General features: G+C 48.4%; 19 protein-coding genes. 11 read left to right on the top strand and 8 right to left on the bottom strand.

Translation table 11 applies throughout. The features are described 5' to 3' along the window. The first annotated feature begins 1 nt into the window (after position 1). Positions 2-754 carry a DsbC family protein gene (locus tag HQN79_RS09115; RefSeq protein ID WP_238843348.1) on the top strand — a complete coding sequence of 251 codons (753 nt, stop codon included), beginning with the start codon at positions 2-4 and terminating at the stop codon, positions 752-754. Between the two features lie 258 nt (positions 755-1,012). Further along, complete coding sequence (locus HQN79_RS09110) at positions 1,013-2,017, top strand: DUF4382 domain-containing protein (RefSeq protein WP_173285793.1); 1,005 nt, start codon at positions 1,013-1,015, stop codon at positions 2,015-2,017. 93 nt (positions 2,018-2,110) lie between these two features. Here HQN79_RS09110 and HQN79_RS09105 read toward each other — a convergent pair whose 3' ends face one another. From HQN79_RS09105 to HQN79_RS09095, 3 genes are all read right to left on the bottom strand, one after another. Further along, positions 2,111-2,845, bottom strand: a complete 735-nt coding sequence (locus HQN79_RS09105; RefSeq protein WP_173285792.1) for a TIGR04211 family SH3 domain-containing protein — start codon at positions 2,843-2,845, stop codon at positions 2,111-2,113. After that, entirely contained in the window at positions 2,823-5,594 is a 2,772-nt protein-coding gene (locus tag HQN79_RS09100) for a valine--tRNA ligase (RefSeq protein ID WP_173285791.1), read from the bottom strand. Before HQN79_RS09100 ends, HQN79_RS09105 begins: the two co-directional genes overlap by 23 nt. A gap of 189 nt (positions 5,595-5,783) precedes the next feature. After that, on the bottom strand, positions 5,784-6,581 hold the full coding sequence (locus HQN79_RS09095) for a flagellin N-terminal helical domain-containing protein (RefSeq protein WP_173285790.1): 798 nt from the start codon (positions 6,579-6,581) through the stop codon (positions 5,784-5,786). Between the two features lie 94 nt (positions 6,582-6,675). On the opposite strand from HQN79_RS09095, the gene HQN79_RS09090 reads away from it, so the two are divergent. Further along, a complete protein-coding gene (locus HQN79_RS09090; RefSeq protein ID WP_173285789.1) occupies positions 6,676-7,110 on the top strand; it encodes a hypothetical protein in 435 nt (144 codons plus the stop codon). Between the two features lie 33 nt (positions 7,111-7,143). On the opposite strand, the gene HQN79_RS09085 is transcribed toward HQN79_RS09090, so the two are convergent. The 3 genes from HQN79_RS09085 to HQN79_RS09075 form a co-directional block, all read right to left on the bottom strand. After that, positions 7,144-7,599, bottom strand: a complete 456-nt coding sequence (locus HQN79_RS09085; RefSeq protein ID WP_173285788.1) for a flagellar basal body-associated FliL family protein — start codon at positions 7,597-7,599, stop codon at positions 7,144-7,146. A 200-nt stretch (positions 7,600-7,799) separates the two neighbouring features. Continuing rightward, positions 7,800-9,047, bottom strand: coding sequence for an ammonium transporter (locus HQN79_RS09080; protein ID WP_173285787.1), 1,248 nt, complete (start codon positions 9,045-9,047; stop codon positions 7,800-7,802). 17 nt (positions 9,048-9,064) lie between these two features. Next, positions 9,065-9,403 (bottom strand): P-II family nitrogen regulator, encoded by a 339-nt coding sequence (locus HQN79_RS09075; RefSeq protein WP_173285786.1) that lies wholly within the window; start codon positions 9,401-9,403, stop codon positions 9,065-9,067. A gap of 222 nt (positions 9,404-9,625) precedes the next feature. Here HQN79_RS09075 and HQN79_RS09070 point away from each other — a divergent pair, with 222 nt between their 5' ends. Both HQN79_RS09070 and glnE read left to right on the top strand, forming a co-directional pair. Further along, a complete protein-coding gene (locus tag HQN79_RS09070) occupies positions 9,626-10,450 on the top strand; it encodes a class I SAM-dependent methyltransferase (RefSeq protein ID WP_173285785.1) in 825 nt (274 codons plus the stop codon). Then, positions 10,447-13,185: a bifunctional [glutamate--ammonia ligase]-adenylyl-L-tyrosine phosphorylase/[glutamate--ammonia-ligase] adenylyltransferase gene (gene glnE / locus HQN79_RS09065; protein WP_173285784.1), complete on the top strand. Its 2,739-nt coding sequence runs from the start codon at positions 10,447-10,449 to the stop codon at positions 13,183-13,185. Before HQN79_RS09070 ends, glnE begins: the two co-directional genes overlap by 4 nt. A 139-nt stretch (positions 13,186-13,324) precedes the next feature. Here glnE and glnA read toward each other — a convergent pair whose 3' ends face one another. Further along, positions 13,325-14,731 carry a type I glutamate--ammonia ligase gene (gene glnA / locus HQN79_RS09060; protein WP_173285783.1) on the bottom strand — a complete coding sequence of 469 codons (1,407 nt, stop codon included), beginning with the start codon at positions 14,729-14,731 and terminating at the stop codon, positions 13,325-13,327. 403 nt (positions 14,732-15,134) lie between these two features. Between glnA and HQN79_RS09055 the strand changes: the two genes are divergently transcribed. From HQN79_RS09055 to phoR, 6 genes are all read left to right on the top strand, one after another. Next, the gene (locus HQN79_RS09055) at positions 15,135-17,402 is read left to right on the top strand and encodes an ABC transporter permease subunit (protein WP_173285782.1); all 2,268 of its coding nucleotides are present in this window, start codon (positions 15,135-15,137) and stop codon (positions 17,400-17,402) included. An 11-nt stretch (positions 17,403-17,413) separates the two neighbouring features. Beyond that, positions 17,414-19,051 carry a phosphate ABC transporter permease PstA gene (gene pstA / locus HQN79_RS09050; protein ID WP_173285780.1) on the top strand — a complete coding sequence of 546 codons (1,638 nt, stop codon included), beginning with the start codon at positions 17,414-17,416 and terminating at the stop codon, positions 19,049-19,051. An 83-nt stretch (positions 19,052-19,134) separates the two neighbouring features. Then, complete coding sequence (gene pstB / locus HQN79_RS09045; protein WP_173285778.1) at positions 19,135-19,953, top strand: phosphate ABC transporter ATP-binding protein PstB; 819 nt, start codon at positions 19,135-19,137, stop codon at positions 19,951-19,953. A 21-nt stretch (positions 19,954-19,974) separates the two neighbouring features. Next, positions 19,975-20,706 (top strand): phosphate signaling complex protein PhoU, encoded by a 732-nt coding sequence (gene phoU, locus HQN79_RS09040; RefSeq protein WP_173285776.1) that lies wholly within the window; start codon positions 19,975-19,977, stop codon positions 20,704-20,706. A gap of 30 nt (positions 20,707-20,736) precedes the next feature. Then, positions 20,737-21,441, top strand: a complete 705-nt coding sequence (phoB, locus tag HQN79_RS09035) for a phosphate regulon transcriptional regulator PhoB (RefSeq protein WP_173285774.1) — start codon at positions 20,737-20,739, stop codon at positions 21,439-21,441. Between the two features lie 5 nt (positions 21,442-21,446). After that, positions 21,447-22,739: a phosphate regulon sensor histidine kinase PhoR gene (phoR, locus tag HQN79_RS09030; protein WP_173285773.1), complete on the top strand. Its 1,293-nt coding sequence runs from the start codon at positions 21,447-21,449 to the stop codon at positions 22,737-22,739. 129 nt (positions 22,740-22,868) lie between these two features. Here phoR and HQN79_RS09025 read toward each other — a convergent pair whose 3' ends face one another. Next, positions 22,869-24,440 carry an inorganic phosphate transporter gene (locus tag HQN79_RS09025; protein WP_173285771.1) on the bottom strand — a complete coding sequence of 524 codons (1,572 nt, stop codon included), beginning with the start codon at positions 24,438-24,440 and terminating at the stop codon, positions 22,869-22,871. Between the last annotated feature and the right edge of the window lie 300 nt (positions 24,441-24,740).

The following is a 24,740-nucleotide window of genomic DNA, read 5'->3' as shown; positions in this document are numbered from 1 at the left end:
AGTGAATTTTGCGAAAAAACTTTTGGGTGGGCTTATTTTTAGCTCTGTAATGGTTTCAGCTTATGCTCAGCCGCCGGCCGCTCAGCCGACTCAAACACATGATTTCTCGGCTATCCAGAAACAGCTGCAGACGATGATTCCCGGGTTGGATCATTTTGATATCCAGCCGACCGGCGTTAAAGGGCTTTATCAGGTGATTTTGGGGGTGGATGTCGTTTATATGAGTGAAGACGGCCAATTTCTAGTGCAAGGCGATCTGATTGATTTGAAAAATAAGGTGAACCTGACGCGACAGGTCAGTATGCAGCAGAGAACCGAGGCTTTGGCGGAAATTCCTGAAGCGTCAATGTGGATTTATCCTGGTGACGAAAAGGCGCAGCGCAAGTCAACCATTACCGTATTCACCGATATTCACTGTCCTTACTGCCGAAAATTGCATCTGGAAGTGCCGGAATTGAATAAGGCCGGTGTGACCGTCCGTTATCTCGCTTATCCTCGAGCAGGTGTTGCTTCGCAATCCTATACCGATGCCGTTTCCGCCTGGTGTGCAGATACGCCTCTGGAGGCTCTGGATCAGGTGATGAAGGGGCAGAAAGTGGCTGAGAAGCAGTGTGATAATCCGATTAAGCAGCATATGCAACTGGCTCAGTTCTTTCAAGTGAACGGAACCCCGAACATTCTTCTGGATGATGGCAGGCTGATCCCAGGGTATGTTCCGGCCAAAGAGTTGCTCAAGGAGATCTACGATAAATAAAAGAATTCTTTAAGATTCTTATCCGTAGACTATTTAAGCACCTGATTTCAGGTGCTTTTTTGTTTTTAGGGGGAGTGCTGCGTATTGCGGTTATTGAGTTGAGATAATAGACTGAGTTTTAGCAGGGGTATAATGTAAGAATAACTAATATTTACTCTATCGAGGGTAACAAAGGATTTGTTATTCTTTTTAAAAGCCAGTTAAAAAAATTAACTTGCCCATAAGTACAGTGCCTAAAAAAGGCCGAGGAGGAAAACAATGACAAATTTATCTCATATTAAAACGGCGAAAAAACTACTGCTTGCCAGTCTTCTGCCAGCAATGATGCTGACGGGTTGCGGAGGAGGAGATTCAAGCTCTGGTTCAGGAACTGTATCGTTTAGCCTTACAGATGCTCCAATTGATAGTGCTAAAGAGGTTTGGATTACCATTACTGGTCTTTCTGTTCAGCAAGGAGATGATGAATGGGAAGATTTTGTATTTGATGTTCCCAAAAAGATTGATCTACTTACATTGCAAGGAGTTCAGAAAGAAAGTCTGCTTAGCGAGGAGCCCCTGCCATCTGGTGAATATACGCAGATTCGCTTGGATGTAGTACTGGATGATCCAAAGGAAGATCCAGCTGATTATGATACGTATATCGTCACAAATGATGGTGTACCTCATGTGCTTGCAGGACCTAGTTTTGAGCAAACAGGTTTGAAGATTGTTGCTGAAGATAGCCTGAGTGTTCCAGAAAATGGTCATGTGGCTTTTACAATTGACTTTGATGTGCGTAAATCAATCGTTGCTCAGGGAAATGGCGAATATAAGCTTAAACCGGTTTTGCGTATCGAACAGGATAATTCAATTGGCCATATAGAAGGAACTGTTGGAGCAACTTTAATGAGTGAGTGTATTGCTCCAGAGAATACTGGAGACACCACTTATGTGGCATCGCCGGTGGTTTATGCTTTTAATGGCACTTATGATTTACTAGAGCTTGAAGGTATTGAAGAAGTTAGCTCTTCTTTAATTAGTTATAACTCGGATAGCAGTGCTTATGAATTTGAAGTAGGCTATCTTCCGGCAGGAAGTTATAGTGTTGCTTTTAATTGTGTGATCTCTGAAACAACAACAAATGCCGAGACAGGTGAGGTGACGACCACTGATACTAATGATTATCGAGCTGTGGAGCCTGTAGAAGTTTTTGAGGGAGAAATAACGACAGGTGTTTCTTTGGAGGTACCTGCTGACCCAGCTCCTGAAGAGCCAGCAGCATAAAACGATCGGAAAACATTCGTTTTCATATATGTTGTAAATAAAAAATCCCGCCATGGCGGGATTTTTTTATGCCTTAAGATAAGGGGGTTAACCTTAGATTTCGCCCCAGCGTTTGCGTTTAGTCGGCATTCGGAAGAAGCGGCCAAGCAGCAAGCCGAGTAGGAGAACTCCGCCACCGGTCAGGAACCATTGGCGTTTAATCGCATCTTCTGACTGATCGATCTGTTCACGCATAATGGCATTCTGGCTTTCGATCTCATTCAGTCGAACTTTCATCGCCTTATTTTCTTCATCCATCGCAACGGCGTTGCTGGAAATAGATTTAAGGTGTTCCAGTTCCTGGCTTTGTTCGAACTTTTCCTGTTTGATTGTGCTCAGTTCATCACTGGCCGCTTCAAAACGCTCTTTTAGCGTGTTCAGTTCCAAAGTTAATGTATTGAATTTCTCTTCGACTTTATTGGTCTTTTCAATCTGCTCCTGCAGTCGGATTTTGGCAATCGGCTGGTTTTGAAGCATACTCGAAGGCATCCAGCCGGTATGGGTTTTCGACCCTTTGCTGTACTGGATATTGGCCCAGCCATCGTTATTGACTTCAAGGATCTTAACCGGCGTACCGGACTTCAGCATTTGCGAGATCTTGTATTTGTAACCCGCACCGCGACGAACCGGAACATCAATCGAATCGGTGACATAATTGGTGTAGCCACTTACCGCCGCCTGAACAGGAGTACTGTGTGTGCCCAGCAAAAACGATGCACCCAATAGTGTTGCCAAGGCAAGCGGCTTGGCGCGGGAAAAGACGGAATTAGAGTTTAGAGATTTTTTCATACTGTCCCTCTAGATTGGTTAGGGCGGTTTCACTATCGGCCAATTTTTCACGTTCTTTGGCAACGACCGCTTCTGGCGCTTTAGCGACAAAACTTTCGTTATTTAATTTGCCGCTTAGACGTTTGATCTCACCTTGCAGTTTCTTGATCTCTTTGTCAAGGCGTGCCAGTTCGGCATCCTTGTCGATCAAGCCGGCCATTGGGATTAATACCTTCATTTCGCCAACCAGTGCAACCGCGGATTCCGGTGCTTCGGCCTCATTGTCCAGAACCGTGATGTTTTCAAGTTTTGCCAGGGTTTGCAAGAACAACTGGTTATTGTTTAACCAGCTTTGGTCTTGCGCGTTCAAACCGGCAAGTAACACCGGTAGCGGCTTGCTTGGTGCGATATCCATTTCGGAGCGGATTTTACGTACACCGACAATGAATTGTTTTACCCATTCCAACTCGGCCATTGCGGCTTTGTCGATCTTGCTCTCGTCCGCTTCTGGGTATGGCTGGGTCATAATGGTATTACCGTCTTTACCTGCTAGAGGGGCGACCGCCTGCCAGGCTTCTTCTGTAATAAACGGCATAACCGGATGCATCAGACGCAGCAGGGCTTCCAGTACGCGAACCAGCGTTTTACGCGTGCCGCGTTTCGCTTCGGCTGAAGAGTCTTTGTTGAGAATCGGCTTCGCTAGCTCCAGATACCAGTCGCAGTATTCGTTCCAGGTGAATTCGTATAGCGCGTTTGCCGCCAAGTCAAAACGGTAGCTGTCGAAGTGCTTCTGAACTTCCGCTTCTACCTGTTGCAGACGAGATGTAATCCAACGGTCTGCTAGTGAGAGTTCGCAAGGCTGAGATTCGTCAACGCCGGTATCGAAACCTTCGGTGTTCATCAGCACGTAACGGGTCGCGTTCCACAGCTTGTTACAGAAGTTGCGGTAACCTTCGGCACGCTGCAAGTCAAAACGGATGTCGCGACCGGTTGATGCCAGAGATGCGAAAGTGAAGCGGATGGCATCGGTTCCGTAAGGCTCGATGCCGTCCGGGAACTGGCGACGGGTCGCTTTTTCGATTTTCGCTGCTTTCTCCGGTTGCATCATGCCGTAGGTGCGTTTGCTGACCAGTGATTCAAGATCGATACCGTCGATCAGGTCGATAGGGTCCAGTACGTTACCTTTCGACTTAGACATTTTCTGACCTTCGCCGTCACGTACCAGACCGTGTACATAAACCTGTTTGAATGGAACCTGACCGGTGAATTTCAGACCCATCATAATCATACGGGCTACCCAGAAGAAGATGATGTCGAAACCGGTAACCAGTACCGAAGTCGGGTGGAAAGTTTCCAGTTCAGGTGTTTTTTCCGGCCAGCCCAGTGTCGAGAAAGTCCAGAGTGCTGATGAGAACCAGGTATCCAGAACATCGTCATCCTGTTTTAGTTCAATATCGGCTGAGATGTTGTATTTTTCACGCACTTCGTTTTCGGTGCGGCCAACATAAACCTTGCCGTCGGCGTCGTACCAGGCCGGGATGCGGTGTCCCCACCAGATTTGGCGCGAGATACACCAGTCCTGGATATTGTTCATCCATTCAAAATAGGTGTTTTCCCAGTTCTTTGGCACAAACTCGATATCGCCGTTTTTGACTGCGTCGATTGCCGGCTTGGCTAGGGATTCAACCGCTACATACCATTGGTCGGTCAGGAATGGCTCGATAACCGAGTGCGAACGGTCGCCGCGCGGTACCATTAGCGTGTGTGGCTTTATGCTGTCCAGCAGTCCAAGTTCGTCCAAGTCGGCAACGATGGTTTTACGCGCTTCAAAGCGATCCATGCCGCGATATTTTTCCGGCGCTTCGTCGTTGATCGCAGCATCTACGGTTAGGATGTTCAGCATCGGCAGATTATGGCGTTTCCCCATTTCGTAGTCATTGAAATCGTGGGCGGGGGTGATTTTCACGCAACCGGTTCCGAATTCCATATCGACGTAATCGTCGGCGATAATCGGAATTTCACGGCCAACCAGTGGCAGAGTGATGGTTTTACCAACAAGATCTTTATAACGTTCATCTTCCGGGTGAACCGCAACGGCCTGGTCTCCGAGCATGGTTTCCGGACGAGTAGTGGCAACAGTCAGGTGACCTGAACCGTCGGTCAGTGGGTAGTTAAAGTGCCACAGGTTCCCTTGTTCTTCTTCCGAGATAACTTCGAGGTCGGAAACTGCGGTGTGCAGAACTGGATCCCAGTTAACTAATCGCTTACCGCGATAGATCAGGTCTTCTTCGTATAGGCGAACGAAAACTTCTTTAACCGCCTCGGAGAGACCGTCATCCATAGTGAAACGCTCTCGGCTCCAGTCTGGAGAAGCACCCATGCGGCGAAGCTGTTTGGTAATCGTGCCGCCGGATTCTTCTTTCCATTCCCAGATTTTTTCAATGAACTTTTCTCGGCCGACGTCATGACGGCTTAAGCCTTCGGCGGCCAGGCGGCGTTCAACAACCATTTGCGTTGCGATACCGGCATGGTCTGTCCCCGGTTGCCATAGCGTGTTTTTGCCGCGCATACGGTTAAAGCGGATTAAGGTATCCATAATGGTGTCTTGGAAAGCGTGCCCCATATGCAGAGAACCGGTGACGTTCGGCGGAGGAATCATGATGCAGTACGGATCTGCGGAATCCTGGTAGCTCGGTTTGAAATAACCTTGGTTTTCCCAAGTCTGATACCACTTGGTTTCAATTGCGTTAGGGTCGAAATGCTTATCCATGGAACTCTTAATCAACTCATTAAAATATTGTGAAAAATAATCGTGAGATTATAGCAATCCAGCATAGGCTTGTCATAGCTAAGTCAGTAAATCGTTGTTTGTTGTTTCTTGAATGGGGTGATTGTTTGCAGCAAAAATAAAGCGGCTTGCGCCGCTTTAATTATCTGCCAAAGGAGAGAGGCAGTGAGTTTAGCTGTTCAGTAGTTGCAGAACGGAAGCTTGTTGCTGGTTGCTTTGCGCCTGCATGGTGATGCGCGCATCCAGTAGCATGTTTTGTCTGGCCTGATCGGTTGAAGCCTGAGCCATGTTGGTGTCGTTAATTCGGCTTCGCGCTGCTTGAGCGTTTTCGTTTTGTGTCTGGAGGTTATTGTAAGCCGTCATTAACCCCTGTTGCTGGGCGCCGAATCCGCTTCGAGTCAAGCTAAGGGATTCCATTGCACTGCCCAAACCGTCGAGTACAGTCGAGGCGTTGGCCGGGTTGTCGATGGACAGTCCGGACAGTCCTAAACCGTTCGTCGTTAAATCGGGAAGATTCAGGCTTGTGCTAGTATCGCCCATGGCTATCTCAATGGAACTGGTGCCGCCGTTCAGCAAATTTTGCTGGTTAAAACTGGTGTTTTGCGCGATTTCGTTAATGCCGGCTAGGTTTTGCTGAAATTCCTGATCAAGCATGCTTCTTTGCGAAACGCTCATGGTACCGTTCAAAGCCTGTACCGTCAGTTCGGTCATGCGTTGCAAGCGTTCGGCAATCGTTGCGCTGGCTCCGTCCGCTGTCTGCAAAAGAGACATGCCGTCCAGAGTGTTACGGCCAGCTATATCCTGAGTGGTAATCTGCGTGTTGAGTGCGGTAACAATCGCCTGACCGCTGGCATTGTCTGCCGATTGATTGATTTGCGATCCGCTGGTCATGGATTGATTGGTACGGCTGATTTCATTATTCAACGCGTATGACGGTATATTTAAGACGTTGTAACCGTTAATAGCCATGATATGATCTCCGCAAAACTGAATTCCTTATATATTAAGTTTACGCTTTTTGGCGGTCATATTAAAGAAATTATCGAATAGGAGCCCGGGTAAAATGTCTTGTTGTTCAGGAGGTTACTGTCAGTTTAAGTTTCCGGAAGGGCCTCCGATTGTGGATGATCCGGTCAGTAACCTGCAAGCCAAATATCAGTTTCTTGCGTATGGCTCCTTGCTGGAACAGGGGGAGGTTGTGCGCATCTGGATGGAGTCCGGCAAAACAAAAACAGTGGTCATAGATCGTAAAATGCCACTTCAGGTTTTGCCCGGTGAACTGAAGCCGATCGGTTCGGATGACGTTATCCCTTGGCAGCTGGTCGCACACGACAGCGGAATGGAGTATGAAGAGTTGATCAACTGGTATCGACACCCGTTGTACAATCCAAGCGAAACGCCTGTTCTGATGGTGTACGGACACCTGGTAGAGAAAAAGCCAACGTTGAAAGAACGCTGGCTGAGCTTTCTTTATAAAATGCGCAATCTCGGCCGTTAGCGGACAAAACTTTTGTCAGGACCTTGTTGTGCATTATTGCATTACAAAGCGTTCCAGATAGACGTCTTCGAGCAGCCCCGGGTACAGATTGTGTTTTTCCAGGATCGAACGGGCTGTGTTCAACAGCTCTTCGCGCAGTTGATCCGGGCCGTCGGGCGTTTTCAAATCGCTGTAAGTCTGATTTCGAAGAACGCGATCTACATCATTCTTTAAAATCGGTCGCAGGTGCTCCATCTCGATTTCCACCAGTTGCGGATAATAAGACATGAATTTCAGGTCTACGGCAAGGAATTTCGCTTTGCCTTCTCCGCGAAAGTTCACCACATTTTTTTCCATCGAAAAATACTTTGGAATTTTTTCTTCCGGTGCATCGAACTGTTTATATTTAGGTGAGTAACTGAGAGCCTCCTGTTCTTCGGCATTTACCGGGAAGGCGATTGGCAGCGTGAGCAGTGTCGTAATTAGGAGGGTGGATAGCTTTCGGTTCATTGCAGGTTCCTGGTTGGTTCTGGCAATTTAGATTTTACCCGTAACCATTGCGGAAGCCTGAGTATTGATGGGGCAAACTGTGTTTAAGTTGTCCTTTATCAAAAAAGCCTGCTTATATCAGGCATAAAAAAACCCCGCCTAAGCGGGGTGAAACGTTACCGAGGAGTTTGGTAAGGTTCTTTTAGTGGCAAGCTTTCGAATTACTTAGTGAATTCTGGATAAGCTTCCATACCACATTCTGATTGGTCTGCACCTTCGTACTCGTCTTCTTCAGAGATACGGATGCCCATGACCGCTTTGATAATCGCCCAGACGATCAAGCTTGTGATGAATACCCATGCAAAGATCACTGCGATACCTGTAAGCTGAGCAACAAGTGAAGCGTCAGAGTTAGTGAAGGTTACCGCGATCAGACCGAAGATACCGACAACACCGTGAACTGAGATCGCACCAACTGGATCATCGATTTTGAAAGTACGGTCAACGATCAGGATTGAGAATACTACGATGATACCGCCTGCGAAACCGATTAGAGTTGCAGATAGAGCACTAGGTGTCAAAGGTTCAGCTGTGATTGCAACCAGACCTGCAAGGGCACCGTTCAGCATCATAGTCAGATCCGCTTTACCGAATTTGATCTTAGACATTACTAGGGCACCGATAACACCACCGGCAGCAGCCATTAGCGTGTTAACAAAGATCATTGCAACAGCGTTCGCTTCGTCAACGTTAGAGATTTTAAGCTCTGAACCGCCGTTGAAACCGAACCAGCCCAACCAAAGGATGAACGTACCTAGAGTTGCAAGAGGTAGGTTTGCACCAGGGATAGCGCGAGACTCGCCTTCAGCAGAGTATTTACCTTTACGGGCACCTAGAAGAATAACACCTGCTAGAGCTGCAGAAGCACCAGCCATGTGAACAACACCAGAACCTGCGAAGTCAAGGAATCCTAGACCGTCAAGGAAACCGCCGCCCCATTTCCAGAAACCTTGCATAGGGTAGATGAATGCAGTGAAAACGATTGCGAAAGTGAAAAACGCCATCAGTTTCATACGCTCAGCAACCGCACCAGAGACTACTGACATTGCAGTCGCAACGAAAACGACCTGGAAGAAGAAGTCAGACATACCTGAGTAGTAAGGAGCGTCATCGCCACCGGCAATAACATCTGCAACGGCATTGTCACCACCTAGAAGGAAGCTGATGCCAGGGAAGAAGCTTGATACTGCTTCACCAGGGTACATGATGTTGTAACCAACTAGCATATACATAATACAGGCGATAGCAAAAAGCCCGACGTTTTTAGCGAGAATTTCCGTTGTGTTTTTGGCGCGGACCATACCGGCTTCCAGCATGGCAAAACCAGCTGCCATCCACATAACGAGTGCCCCAGACATCAAGAAATAAAATGTGTCGAGGGCATAACTGAGTTGTAATACTTGTTCCATTGTTTTTCCCCTATCTTTTACAGTGCAATATCGCCGGATTCTTCAGTACGGATACGGATCGCCTGTTCAAGTGGCATAACGAAAATTTTTCCGTCGCCGATTTTCCCGGTTTTAGCTGATTCACTTACCGCTTCGATCACGCCTTCGACCTGATCATCTGCGACCGCGATTTCAACGCGTAGCTTTGGTAAGAATTCAATCGCATACTCGGCGCCGCGATAGATTTCGGTGTGGCCTTTTTGGCGGCCAAAACCTTTAGACTCGGTAACGGTCATCCCATGAACATCAATGTTGTGTAGGGCTTCACGTACGTCATCGAGTTTAAAAGGTTTGATAATTGCAACAACCAGTTTCATACTAACCTCTCTGATGTATTTGAATGTAAAGTTCGAATTTCAATAAACATTTAACGTGCCATAGTTTTAAAAATTCCTTTCATATCAATTAGATAATTCGTTTTTTGGGTTTTTTTTCGAAAATCGTCCGATTTTATGCCGGTGAATTGTTTTTGTATGGTGCAATTGTGTTTGTAATTGGTGCAAAAGGGGTGTTTTTGTTTGGTGCAGAGGGAAAGTTTGTTGCATTGGTTTAACAGGGTGCCGAGGATTTTTCTTGCTTTTGTCGCTCAGTTGTTGGCGTTGGGGTTTTTGGCTTTGGCGGTATTAGCGGCAACGTATTTCATTAAGCCGCCCTATGGCGATTGGATACTTCTTACCGTACAAGCGGTTTTGGCCGTACTTTTTAGCCGCTTGTTAGGGTTGCCGCGCTGGTGGGGCTGGATTCAATTGCTGTTCCCTTATCTGCTTTATCTTGCTGTATCAAGCGGTATCAATCCATTGTTTGGCTTACTTCTGGCGCTGATGGTCTGGCTGCTGTTCAAAAATGCTTTCACGGAAAGTGTTCCCTTGTACTTAAGCAATGAAACTGCGCGACGAGCCCTGGCTCTGTTGGCTAAGGAGGCCGAGAGTACGCGCTTTATCGATTTGGGATGCGGTTTCGGCGCAAATGTCGCTTTTATGTCTAAACAGCCGGAGATTAAGATTTCTGATGGTGTAGAGACAGCACTGCTTTCGGTGCTTTTAGCTAAGTTGCGGGTGGCTCTGTCAGGAGGCACCGTTTTGGCGCAAGATATCTGGAAGACGAACCTCTCTGAGTATGATCTTGTGTACGCGTTTCTCTCTCCTCAGCCTATGTCGCGCCTGTGGGAAAAGTTGCTTCGCGAATTGCCGGACGAAGCGGTTTTTGTCAGTAACAGCTTTGCAGTTCCAGGAGTGGAGCCGAGTGAAATATGGTCATTAGATGACCGGCGTCAAACACAATTCTATATCTATAAAATGTCTGGCTTTAAAATGGGGAGCCAGAGTAATCAAGGAACAGCCGGAATCAAAGGTGAAGTTGAATGAAATATGATTTAGCGCAGGTTCAAAAGTGGAGCCCGTTTGTCGAGCGAAATTTGCGTCGCTATCCGGAGCTGTTGGAAGTGCGGCCGTGGGAAAAAGCCTTGGAGCAGGGCGCTTTGTATCGCCAGGTGTATGAACACGTTGTGTCCAGTGGCGACGAGGCGACGTTGAAACAGCGTCTACGGCTAGAGCGTAATCAGATAATGGCTCGTATTGCTATTCGCGATTTAGGTGGTTTGGCGGATCTTGAGGAGTCAATGCGTGAAGTATCGGATTTGGCGGATGCTTTGGTAAATGCGGCCTTGGATTGGCACTATGCCAAATTGTCTGAACGTTATGGTGTGCCGATCGGGGACGAATCCGGCGAGCCGCAGAAGATGCTGGTAATCGGTATGGGCAAACTCGGTGGTCAAGAGTTGAATTTCTCATCCGATATCGATTTGATTTTTGCTTATCCGGAGCGCGGGCAGACTAACGGTGCACGAAAAGTCTCGAATGAGGAATTTTTTGTGCGTCTCGGTCAGGCGATGAACAAGTCATTGGTTGAAGTGACCGGTGATGGCTTTGTTTATCGTGTGGATATGCGCCTTCGTCCTTTTGGTGATGCAGGTACTCTGGCGGTTAGTTTTTCAGCCTTGGAGCATTATTACGAAGTTCACGGGCGTGCCTGGGAGCGTTACGCTTTGGTTAAGGCGCGAGTAATGGCCGGAGAGTCCGAGCAGGCCGCTGAGTTGTTTGAAGTTTTGCGCCCGTTTGTCTATCGCCGTTACGTCGATTTCACCGCCATGGATTCTTTGCGCGATCTTAAGCGTATGATTCGCGATCAGGTCAATAAGAAGGGGATGCTGGATAATATCAAACTCGGTCCTGGCGGTATTCGCGAGGTGGAGTTTATTGTCCAGGCGTTTCAATTGGTGCATGGTGGCCGCGATCGTGCTCTGCAGGGGCGTCAGCTTCTACCGATGCTTGCGTTGTTGGAAGAGCGTGGTTTTTTGGATGCGGAAGTCGCCGAAAAACTGCGTCAGGCGTACCGCTTTTTACGCCGGGCTGAGAATCGTTTGCAGATGTGGAACGACCTGCAGACGCATGATTTGCCTCAGAATCCGGAGCAGCAGCAGTCTTTGGCTGAATCGATGGGGTTTGCCTCCTACGAGCGCTTTATTGATGTCTTGAGTGATCATCGTCAGTTTGTTCAGGATCAGTTTTCCCAGGTGTTTGCCGAGCAGGATGTGATCGGCGAGCGTGATTCGATGGATCAGCTTTGGCAGGGCGATCTGGATGATTCTGATTTGCTTACCGAGTTTGAATTGTCCGATGAGCGTAGAGCGGAGGTGCTCGCTCTGCTTAAGGGGTTGAAAAGTTCCAGAACTTTGCAGATGTTGAGTAAGGATGGCCGGGATCGTTTGGATGTAGTCATGCCGCTGCTGTTGCATGAGGCACTGAAGCCTGAATATGACGAGGTGGCACTTGGGCGTGCTCTGGCGGTCATTGAGGCGATCGCACGCCGCAGTGTTTATCTGGTGTTGTTGAAAGAGAACCCTCAGGCGCTTAAAAATCTGTTGCAGTTGTGTCATGTCAGTGCTTGGTTAAGCGATATGCTGGTCAAGTATCCGGCGTTGCTGGATCAGCTGATCGATGAGCGCAGTCTTTATGCGCCGCTGGATGCCGAATCGCTATTGAAAGAAGCCTGGATGTTGATGGAGCAGTGCGATCTGGATGAAGAGCGCTTTATGCAGGATTTACGTCAGTGGCGACATGCTCAGGTGTTCAAGGTTGCCGCTGCGGATGTGACCGGCAATGTACATATTATGAAAGTCAGTGACTATTTGACTTGGATTGCCGAAGCGGTGCTTAAGGTCACGGTCGAATTTGCCTGGCGCCTAATGAAGCATAAGAGCGGGCTGCCTGGTGGTTTGAATGAGTCGGATCCGAATCCGATGCTGGTTTTGGGTTACGGAAAACTGGGCGGAATCGAGCTTGGCTATGGCTCCGATCTGGATGTTGTGATGCTTTATCATGGCGTTGAGCCCGGTGCGCAGTCGGTTTCGCCGACCGGTCGCTCACTGGATAACTCCCTGTATTTTGTACGCATGGGCCAGAAGGTAGTCTCGCTGATTACCACGCTGATGCCGGCAGGGGTGCTTTATGAGTTGGATACCCGTCTGCGTCCGAATGGCGCTTCAGGCATGATGGTGGTCAGTTTTGACGAATTCTGTAACTATATCGAGAATAAAGCCTGGACCTGGGAGCATCAGGCTCTGGTCCGGGTGCGGGCGGTGGCCGGTAGTGATGAAGCGGTGCAGAGTTTTAACGGTTTTAAACAGGCGTTTATTGCCAGAGAGCGCCGGCTGTCCAAGTTGCGTGAAGAAGTAGTGGAGATGCGTCAGAAGATGCAAGACTCTCTGGATAAGTCGAATCAAGGGGTGTTTGACCTGAAGCAGGGGCGCGGAGGAATCGTTGATATTGAATTCATGATGCAGTATCTGGTACTCGGTCATGCCTATCAATATCCGGATCTGACGGAATTTAGCGATAATATGCGGATTCTGGAAAAGGTAGCTGAGCATCAGTTACTTGAGACCGGTCAGGTTGAGGCTCTGATGGAAGCTTATCAAGTGTATCGCTCCAAATATCATCGTCTTTCACTGCAGAACGAGAAGGCGATGGTGCCGAATAGTTGTTATCCGCAACAGCGTGAGAATGTTGCTGCAATCTGGCAGAAGCTAATGGTTGACTGAGTTGGGTGGATGAGCGCTTTAGTTGCGTTTTGACGTTTTGTTATTGTTGGCAGAAATAAAAAAGCCTCGAAAATTTCGAGGCTTTTTTGTATCTGCCTGTTTGTTAAGGACAGGCAGAAGACGAGCTGTATCCGTAGGATTAGCTTGAGTAGTACATGTCAAACTCGATTGGGTGAGTTGTCGCGCGAAGTCGAGTAACGTCTTCCATTTTAAGCTTGATGTAAGAATCAATCGCTTCATCAGTGAATACGCCGCCAGCAGTCAAGAACTCACGGTCTTTGTCCAGTGCGTCCAGAGCTTCTTCCAAAGATGCACATAGAGACTCGTAACCTGCTTCTTCTTCAGGCTCAAGATCGTATAGATCTTTTTCTGAAGGAGCGCCTGGATCGATTTTGTTCATGATACCGTCAAGACCAGCCATCAGACACGCTGAGAACGCTAGGTATGGGTTCGCAGTTGGATCAGGGAAGCGTAGTTCTACGCGACGAGATCTTTCTGAAGGCGCGTATGGGATACGGATCGAAGCAGAACGGTTGGAACCAGAGTAAGCGATAAGAATTGGCGCTTCAAAACCTGGAACCAGACGCTTGTACGAGTTCGTACCTGGGTTACAGAATGCGTTCAGTGCACGTGCGTGCTTCATCAGACCACCAAGATACCAAAGTGCTTCTTGAGAAAGACCTGAGTAGATGTCACCCGCGAAGATGTTTTTACCATCTTTAGATAGTGACTGGTTGATGTGCATACCGGTACCGTTATCACCAACAATCGGCTTAGGCATGAACGTTGCCGTTTTACCAAGTGCCTGACAGGTGTTGTGAACCGCATATTTAAGAATCTGAACTTCGTCCGCTTTTGCTGTCAAAGTGTTACCTGCAACGGCAAGCTCACACTGACCTGCACCAGCTACTTCGTGGTGGTGTGCTTCAAGTTTAAGACCCATTGCTTCACCCATTGCGCAGATATCCGCACGAACTTCATGTAGCTGGTCAACAGGAGGAACCGGGAAGTAACCACCTTTAACACGTGGACGGTGAGCCAGGTTTCCGCCTTCAACAACGCGCTCGGCTTCCCAAGTCGATTCACCGGCATTGATTTTAACAAATGAACCGGACATGTCCGCACCCCAGCGAACATCGTCAAAGATAAAGAATTCAGGTTCTGGACCGAAGAATGCAGTGTCCGCAATACCGGTTGATTTAAGGTAAGCTTCTGCTTTCTTGGCAATACCACGAGGATCTTTTTCATAAGCTTCCATCGTTGACGGTTCAACGATCATCATACGGATAACGATAGTCGGATCGTTGGTGAACGGGTCCATGTAGTAACCGTCAGTCTGAGGCATAAGGATCATGTCTGACTGGTTGATGCCTTTCCAGCCCTGAATTGAGGAGCCGTCGAAAGTTTCACCGTCAGTAAAGAAGTCTTCGTCTACACGAGAAGCAGGAATGGTTACGTGCTGTTCTTTACCATGAGTATCGGTAAAGCGCAGGTCCGCCCATTTAACGTCGTTTTCTTTGATTAAGTCTAAGATTGCTTGTGGCATTGTTAATAATCCTATATGACTGGGTTATTTGAAATAAAAAACAGAATTGATGTTAGCTGGAATCGTGCCAGATTGCACCTTTTTTTTCTTAATGCACTAAATGATTGATTTGATTGTGGAATGGATTGTTCAGTTTTCTCCAAAGAACGACATTTGTGCAAAGGCTGGCTTCAATTTGGGTCAACTGGTGTTTAGTAGTGGTGCAAACTGCTGATTTATAATGTGACAGTTATGTTACAAGAACATGAAAAAGAGCGCAAAATGTTATTTGAATGTCACATTCAATCTCTACCATTCAGGCTTAAGTTATATAGGTAGAAAAACAGAGTTCAGGTAATGACAGTTTTTACTGTTTGCCGTCTGTGATTCCACCAATAAATATTAGTTTGGATAGGTAAACATTATGAGTCATTCCGTAGATAATGCCTTGGATAAAGCGCTCTCAGGGCCTGCTTTTGAAAAGCGTATCAAACGTCGTAATCTTCGCGATTACCTTTCGAAAATCGGTATCTCGGTCGGTGGTTTAGGCATTATCGGTGCTGTGATGCTGATTATGTTCTTTCTTTTCTATGTGGTTCTGCCGTTGTTTGTGCCGGCGCATATAGAAAAGCATCAGACATTTGCTTTGCCTGGTGGTGCGGGTGAGGCCACCCTTTATTACGGTGTTGATGAATATCAGACTTCCGGTCTCAGATTTACCCAGTCCGGGAATGCCTACGGTTTTGACTTAGTCAAAGGGCGTGCGACTACGCAGGAAATGCTGCCCCTGAATGGAGCACAGGTCACCAGTTTTACCGTTGTTAATGAGCTGAAAAGTGTTATGGCTTTCGGGCTTTCGACAGGTGAGATTCTGGTCGCAAAATATGGCTATTCCGTTACCTATCCGAATAATGTCAAAACCATTACCCCAAAAGTAACCTATCCGTTTGGGGAAGAGCCGATCAAATTGGCCGACGGCGCGATTGAGCATCTTGCAGTACGTGAATCCGATTCTGAAGTGCGTATTGTTTATCAGCTCAAAGATTCCGCCGAAATCAAAGTCATGCTTTTCAGTAAGGTCGAATCCATGTTGTCGGACAGCATTCAGCTGGAAGAAGATACAGACGGTTCTCTGCAGGCTTCATTGCCGACCCAGTGGCTTCTACTCGACAGCCTGGGGCGTAATTTGTATAACATCGATGCGAACGGAAAGACCGAATACATCGATCTAAGTGACGTCAGTTCGCCGCAGGTTATCGAACAGGTCGAATTGGCTCAGGATGATAAACCAAGTGTTGTTCGCTTCCTGCTGGGCGATTATTCGATTATGGTCGGAACTGAAAAAGGGAAGGTCTATCAATGGTTCCCGGTTCGTCAGGCGGATAACAGTTTCAAACTTCAGCGTATCCGCGAGTTCGATGTCAGCCAATCGGCGATCACCTCGATCGGCATCGAAAAAGCGCGTAAAGGTTTCGCAGTAACCGATGCCAACGGTCAGTTTCACTTGTTGCATTCGACAGCCCATCGTTATTTGGGAACCGAACAGGCGGCGGATGTATCTCTGAATCGCGTCGTAATGGCTCCGCGTGCCAACGGTGCGCTGGTCGAGACGGCTAAGGGAAATCTGGTTCATTATATGATCGAGAATGAACATCCGGACGTCTCGCTTGAAAGTCTGTGGGGCAAGGTCTGGTACGAAGGTTATGAAGAGCCGTCTTATACTTGGCAGTCTTCATCAGCCAGCTCGGACTTTGAACCGAAATTTTCTTTGATGCCACTTACCTGGGGCACGATCAAAGCGGCGTTGTATTCGATGCTGTTTGCCGTGCCGATTGCGATTTTGGCCGCGATCTATACGGCCTTCTTTATGGATCGCCAGACCCGTCAATGGGTTAAGCCTTCGGTGGAAATGATCGAGGCCTTGCCGACGGTTATCCTCGGGTTCCTCGCCGGCCTGTGGTTGGCTCCGCATATGGAAGCGAATCTTCCCGGATTCTTCGCGATCTTCATCGTCTTGCCGTTGGGTATTATTCTGTTTGGCTATGGTTGGACCAAACTGCCGAAAGCGATTCGTCAGAAAGTACCGGTCGGTCGTCGAGCGGTGTTGATGATCCCGGTCATTATCTTCCTTGGCTGGTTCGCGCTGCAATTGAGTTCGCCGCTGGAAAACGCTTTCTTCAACGGTGATATGCGTCACTGGTTGACCTATTCAGCAGGCATTGATTTTGATCAGCGTAACGCTATGGTCATCGGCTTTGCTATGGGGTTCGCGCTGATTCCGACGATTTTCTCGGTTGCGGAAGATGCGATTTATAACGTGCCTTCCTATCTGGTCAACGGTTCTCTGGCGCTGGGTGCTTCCGGTTGGCAGACGCTTGTCGGCGTAGTGATTCCGACGGCGTCTCCGGGAATCTTCTCGGCGATCATGCTTGGCTTTGGACGCGGCGTCGGTGAGACGATGATCGTACTGATGGCTTCCGGTAACACGCCGTTGATGAATACGAACCTGTTTGAAGGGATGCGTACGTTATCGGCGAACCTGGCGGTTGAAATGCCGGAAGCGGAGGTGGCCAGTTCACATTATCGCGTCCTGTTCCTGTCCGGACTGGTTCTGTTTATCTTTACTTTCTTCTTTAACACGCTTGCCGAAGTGGTTCGCCAGCGTATGCGTCGCAAGTACGGTTCACTATAAGGATTTTCATAATGAGAGAATGGTTCAAAAAAGGCGAACACTGGATCTGGATGAGCTCCGCTATGGTGGCGTTGAGCGTCGTACTGGTATTCGGATTGTTTTCAATGATTACCTATAAGGGGTTGGTGCATTTCTGGCCGCATGAGGTGTATGAGTACCAGCTACAAAACGGTAAAGAGATCGAAAGCGTTGTCGGCGAGTTGCGCGACAGCAAAATGAAAGAGGTTTCTGCCGGCGAAGGTCAGGCGCCTCAGGAAGTCCCACAGCTGCTGATCAAGGTTGGTAACCGTGATCTGTATGGTATCGATTTTCGCTGGTTAAGCAGCGACGAACTGGTCAGCGACGAGCCGAAGATTGCTCAGGATGCAGTGGTCATCGAGCGCTATGAATACGGTAATGTTTATGGTTGGTATCAGAGCCTGAAGGTCGCGGGTGACACTTTTAGCGGTTCTGACGTACAGGCAGCGCTTGCCAAACAGGTCGCTGAAGGCAAACGCCTGCATGACGAGATCAAGTCGATCGAAAAAGGCGATATCGGTTTGATCAACTATAAAATCGAACAACTTCGACTTGAAGAAAAACGTCTGCAAGCCGAAGGCGACTGGACGGATGCGAAAGCGCAGCTTATGAAGGACGAACGTGCGGCCTTAGATGAGCAGTTCCGCGAGTATCAGGCACAGACGCAAGAGCTTTATCAGCTGCAGAAAACACTGGGTGAATTGACGATGAGCGTCAGTGGCGGTCAGACATTGAATGTTCCGGTGAAAAATATCGTTGAATACTGGCAGCCGAACGAAATGAGTTTTGCCGACAAACTGGGCTTCTTTTTCCACGGTATCAAGCGTTTCCTGACCGAAGATCCGCGTGAAGCCAATACCGAAGGCGGTATATTCCCGGCGATGATCGGTACCATTACGATGGTGTTAATTATGACCATTCTGGTCACGCCTATGGGGGTCATTGCAGCGGTTTATATGCGCGAATACGCCAAAGACGGCCCAGTGCTGCGTATGGTGCGAATTTCGATTAACAATCTGGCAGGGGTGCCGTCGATCGTATTCGGTATTTTTGGTCTCGGTTTCTTTGTCTATATCCTTGGTGGATCAATTGACGAACTGTTCTATGGTTATGCCTTGCCGAGTCCGACCTTCGGAACGCCGGGTCTGCTATGGGCTTCACTGACTATGGCTTTATTGACGCTGCCGGTGGTGATTGTTTCGACCGAAGAAGGGCTTTCCCGAATCCCGCGTGCATTACGTGAGGGCGGATTGGCGCTGGGGGCAACCAAGATTGAGGTGATCAGCAAGATCGTACTTCCGATGGCGCTTCCGGCGATTATGACCGGTCTGATTCTGGCGGTCGCGCGTGCGGCCGGTGAAGTTGCGCCGCTGATGCTGGTCGGTGTGGTTAAACTGGCTCCGGAGTTACCGGTTGATGCAATTGCACCGTTTGTGCATCTGGATCGTAAATTTATGCACCTGGGCTTCCATATTTATGATGTCGGTTTCCAGAGCCCGAATGTCGAAGCGTCTCAGCCGTTGGTTTATGCCACCTCGCTGCTGCTGGTGCTGATTATTGTCGGTTTGAACCTGGGCGCGATTTCGATTCGTAACCGCCTGCGTGAGAAATATAAGGCACTGGATAATTAAGCCAATTCAGTGGGTAAATTGAGCATATTTAAAGTAAATACAGATTTAAATTTGCCAACGGAGTTGGCTAGAAGGGTTAAATTATGAGTGAAAGTAACGTAAGCATTACAATGGATCGCGACAGCCGTAATCTTCGTTTGGAGGATGAGAAGGTTGCGATTGAAGTCAATGACTGGAACCTGTACTACGGCAGTAAGCAGGCATTATCCAATGTCTCGATGAAATTGCCGGAAAACCGCGTAACGGCATTTATCGGTCCTTCGGGATGCGGTAAGTCAACGCTGTTACGCTGTTTTAACCGTATGAACGATTTGATCGATATTGTCCGTGTGGAAGGAGAAATGACTCTGCATGGCGACGATATGTACGCCAAAGGAATGGATGTTGCCGCTTTGCGTCGTCGTGTCGGCATGGTGTTCCAGAAGCCGAATCCTTTTCCGAAGTCGATCTATGAAAACGTTTGTTACGGTTTGCGTCTGCAAGGTATTAAAGATAAGCGTGTTCTGGATGAAAGCGTTGAGTGGGCGCTGAAGGGTGCCGGATTGTGGGAAGAGGTCAAGGATCGTCTGAATGATAATGCACTGGGGATGTCCGGTGGTCAGCAGCAGCGTCTGTGTATCGCCCGCGCAATCGCGATCAAGCCGGAAGTTCTGCTTCTGGACGAGCCGACCTCGGCACTGGATCCGATTTCAACTCTGGCGATCGAAGAGCTGATTTTTGAATTGAAGAAAGATTTCACTATTCTGATCGTAACCCACAATATGCAGCAGGCGGCTCGTGTCTCGGATTACACGGCCTTTATGTATATGGGTGAGCTGATTGAATATACCGATACGGACACTTTGTTCACCAATCCGCAGGTGAAGCGTACCGAAGATTATATTACCGGCCGTTACGGTTAATTTTAGCGGGAGGAGAAAATTATGAATCGTGATGAATTTAACACCCATATTTCAGAACAGATGAACCGCAATATTGAGGCTCTGTTTAATGAAGTTTTGGAAATGGGCGGTCTGGTCGAGCAGCAGCTGGCGGATCTGAACCGTGCATTGGAGAACAATGATATCGAACTGGCGAAAGCCGCCATGTTGCAGGATGAAAATATTAACCGCGGCGAGATGGAGATCGACCGTCTGTGCGCGACGGTTCTGGCTCGACAGCAGCCGACAGCATCTGACTTGCGTCTAATTGTGATGGCGATTCGCATTGCGATGGATCTTGAGCGTATGGGCGACGAAGCGGTCAAAATTGCCAAAATGGCAATGGAGCAGTGTACGCTTGGTGGTGACTGCTCATCTATGCCCGCCTACACTCATCTGCGTCAGCTGATGGCGGCGAGCAGCCAGATGATTAAAACCGCTTTGAATGGTTTCTCCCGTTTGGATACGACCGATGTGATGTCGATCTATCATGAAGAAGAGCGCATGGATGAAGTCCTTCATCAGGCGGTTGAGGCAATTAAGGCGGAATTGCTTGCTTCTGACACTGCCGATAAGGTAGATTTGCAGTTGCGTATGCTGATGGCGGTTCGTGCTGCCGAGCGTATTACAGATCATGCCTTGAACATCGGTGAAAGCGTGGCTTATCTGGTTAAAGGTCAAGATGTGCGTGATCTTGATGAAGAGACTATGGCAAGAATTTTGTCACAGGAATAGAGACGTTATTTTACTGTTTGGAGAAGAGGTTTGAGTCAAAAAACGATTCTCATTGTTGAAGATGAAGCCGCAATCCGCGATATGCTTAAATTTACGCTAAGCTCGTCGGGTTTTTGGGTCGAAGAAGCCGATAATGCTGAGCAGGGCATGCGCCTGGCTTTGGATAAAACACCGGATCTGATCCTTTTGGATTGGATGCTGCCGGGAATTTCCGGAGTGACTATGGCGCAGAAGCTGCGTCAGAATGATCAGACCCGCGATATGCCGATTATCATGCTGACTGCGCGGGGCGAGGAAGAGGCTCAGGTTCAAGGTTTTGATGCCGGGGTCGATGACTATGTCGTTAAACCCTTCTCTCCGCGGGCTTTGGTTGCGAGAGTGAATGCCATTCTTCGCCGCCAGCATGGTGCTGTAGGCGCGAACGACGGGCAGCAGATTATTGCCGGTCGTATGTGTTTGGATATTGAAAGCCACCGTTTCTATGTCGATGGTGAAGAACTTAAGTTGGGGCCGACTGAATTTAAGTTGATTAACTTTTTTATGTCGCATGCGAACCGGGTGTTCTCTCGAACTCAGCTGCTTGATCAGGTCTGGGGGCTGAATGTCGTGGTCGAAGAACGTACTGTCGATGTGCATATTCGTCGTTTGCGCAAGCTTCTGGAACCCGTCGGAGTGGATAATTACATTCAGACTATTCGTGGTTCGGGATATCGTTTTTCAGTTGTTGAGGAATAAGCTGATTGTTAACAAGTGGAATTAAACGCGAGCTGACCTGGGTCATTGGGGCTCTCTGGCTTGCTTTCGGATTTGCCTGGCTGACCGGCTGGTGGTATTCAACCTCAGCCGGTTTTGTCGTTTTGTATATCGGCCGTCATTTATGGAGTGTACGGCGCTTCGAAAAATGGATTCAGGGTACCAGTATTGATGCGCATCCGCCGTTGACCGGTTTGTGGAGCGAAGTCTCCTATCAGGTTTCGAAGAAGCAGCGCGCTCTGGAAAAGCACGCGGATTTGAACTTCTATAAATCCGAGCAGTTTAAGGCGGCTTCGATGCTACTGCCGTCGGCGGTGGTTTCGATTGATCAGAATCACTATATCGAATGGCTTAACGAGCCTGCGACGCGAATGCTTGGCCTGCTTCGTCAGGATGTCGGACGCCGGATAGAGGCGATTATCCGACAACCGGATTTTCTGGAATATCTGAAATCTGGCGATTACCGCCGTGCCATTACTCTGACCCTGGATCAGTCGCGGATTTTTGAAGTCAAGATCATTAATTATTTTGAAAATCACCGTCTGTTGATTGCCACGGATATAACAGAGTTGTATCAGCTGGCGCAGATTCGCCGCGACTTTGTAGCCAATGCTTCGCATGAATTGCGCACGCCTTTGACCGTCTTGCACGGTTATCTGGAATTGTTAACCGACATGCCGCACGAACCGCAGTGGGATACGCCTTTAGAACATATGAGTAACCAGACGGTTCGAATGCGTGCAATTATCGAGGATCTTCTGACGCTTTCTTCAATCGAAGCAGGGTCAATCAATGCCAAACAGGAAGAGGTCGATGTGCCGAAAATTCTCGAACAGCTGAAAGCGGAAGTCGAGCAGTTGGCATCGGCAGGGCATAGGTTGAAATTTGAAATTACCCCGGGATTGATGATTAAAGGTATGCCGGAGCCGCTGAAAAGCGTATTCATGAATTTGTTGTCGAATGCGATCCGCTACTCGCCGGATGGCGGTGAAGTCAGTGTCCGCTGGTATGCTGATGAAGAGGGGGCGCATTTCAGCGTATCCGATCAGGGCTTGGGAATCTCTCCCGAGCATATTCCACGACTGACCGAGCGTTTTTACCGCGTCGACAAAGACCGTTCGCGAGTGACCGGTGGTACAGGGCTCGGTCTGGCAATCGTTAAGCATGTTCTGGATAAGCACGACTCTCATCTGGAAGTGAGCAGTATGCCGGGCGTAGGCAGTACTTTCGGTTGCAGTTTTGCACTTAGTCGGGTGGTTCACACTCAGAAGGACGCCTGATGAAGTCTGTCTGATGCGTTGATTTAGGCGTCGCTAAAAGTGGCCGTGTAACTCTCGCAGGAATGATTAGCAGACAAAATAAAACCCGCATTAAGCGGGTTTTATTTTGTCCGGTCGAAACGTCCTGTCTTACGGCAGCATCATTCCGCGGATAGCAAAGAAAAGGAACGCCGCGAGCAGGGCGGAGGCCGGAACGGTAATAACCCAAGCGGCAACGATTTTCAAAAAGGCCGAACGTTTAACCAGCTCTTTCTGATATACCTTGTTCAGCGATTTGCGTTCTTTTTTACTCAACTCAACTTCCGCTTTTTTCTCTTTTAACTGCGCCAGCATCACTTTTTTCTCCGGAACCGAGGCTTTGGAGAAGCGGTTGATGAATTCGTTAACTTCCTGTTCATCTTCACCCTGATGGTGATCCTTGATCTCCTGAATCGCTTTAGCATAGCTACGCTTTAGATATTCACGCAGGAAACCGACCCCGAAAATAGCACCAACGGCGATATGTGTTGAACTGACGGGTAGTCCGAGCTGAGAGGCAACGATAACGGTAATGGCTGCAGCCATAGCGATCGAAAAAGCGCGCATCTGATCCAGTTCAGTGATCTCCGATCCGACGGTACGGATCAGTTTAGGGCCGAAAAGCATCAGCCCCAACGAGATTCCCAAGGCACCGATTACCATGACCCATAACGGGATTTCGGCTTTGGTGGAGACTTCATGACTTTGTAGCGCATCGTTGATTGCTGCCAGCGGGCCGACTGCGTTGGCGACGTCGTTGGCGCCGTGCGCAAAGCTCAATAGCGCTGCGGCAAAGATCAACGGCATGGTGAATAGCTGGTTAATGCTGGCCTTGCTGCTGTCGAGAAATCTGGCCTGACGGGCGATCATCGGTTTCACCATAAGATAGACGACGCTGGCTATGGCAAGACCGATAAGTAGGGCGGTAATAAAGTCGGTTTTCCAGACTTTTTTCAGACCTTTTAAGATCAGGTAGGTTGAGAATGCCCAAGCCATGATCGCGATTAAAATCGGCACCACCCTTTTTGCGGCCTCAAGCATGTCTTCTTTATAGGTGATGGATTTTTTTATCCACATAAGGAAGGCAGCAGCGATCAATCCGCCGATGACAGGGGAAATTACCCAGCTGGCGGCGATGGCACTCATCTGATCCCAGTTGGCAATGTTCCAGCCTGCGGCTGCAATCCCAGCACCGAGTACGCCACCGACAATCGAGTGAGTGGTGGAAACAGGGGCGCCGAGCGCAGTTGCCAGGTTAAGCCAGACAGCACCGGCAAGCAGAGCGGACATCATTAGCCAGATAAAGGTATCGGCGTCACCGATCAATGCCGGGTCGATAATCCCTTTTTTAATGGTGCTGACGACATCTCCGCCGGCAATCAATGCGCCCGCCGATTCGAAAATGGCAGCGATAATGATTGCTCCGGTCAGTGTCAGAGCTTTCGAGCCGACGGCCGGACCGACATTGTTGGCGACGTCATTGGCACCGATATTCAATGCCATATAGCCACCGATCATGGCCGCAATAACCAGTTCAGTGCTGACCGTGCCGGTTCCGATTTGCATGTTTGAGGTGAAAAGAATGATCAAGACAATAAAGAGCATTGCCGTTCCGAAACGGAACATCTCTTTTCGGCTTTTGGTTGTGGCGTTTTCTAAGTCATGTATATCGCGAAAATCCATAAGGCCTTCCGATTTTTTATGTGTTTATCAGTCTGGGGAATTGTATAGAATTTTTCTTCCGATTAAGAAGAAATGTTACAGAAAATTGAAGCTGAATAGCTTAGCAAGTCAAAATTTGTCATTAAGCGATTTTCCAATTGCACTATGAAACGGCGATCTGGTCTGGCCGGAAAGAAGGAGAGAGTACTTGAACGCACAGGTTTATGGAGATGGGACAAGAATTCTTCCTTTCCGTTTGTCATGTGAATGTCATATTTATGTCAAGAGGGGGTTACAGAGCCTACCTATAATTTGGATCAC

It is taken from the genome of Thiomicrorhabdus xiamenensis, from assembly GCF_013282625.1.
GTDB lineage: Bacteria > Pseudomonadota > Gammaproteobacteria > Thiomicrospirales > Thiomicrospiraceae > Thiomicrorhabdus > Thiomicrorhabdus xiamenensis.
This window is presented reverse-complemented; position numbering and strand designations above follow the sequence as displayed.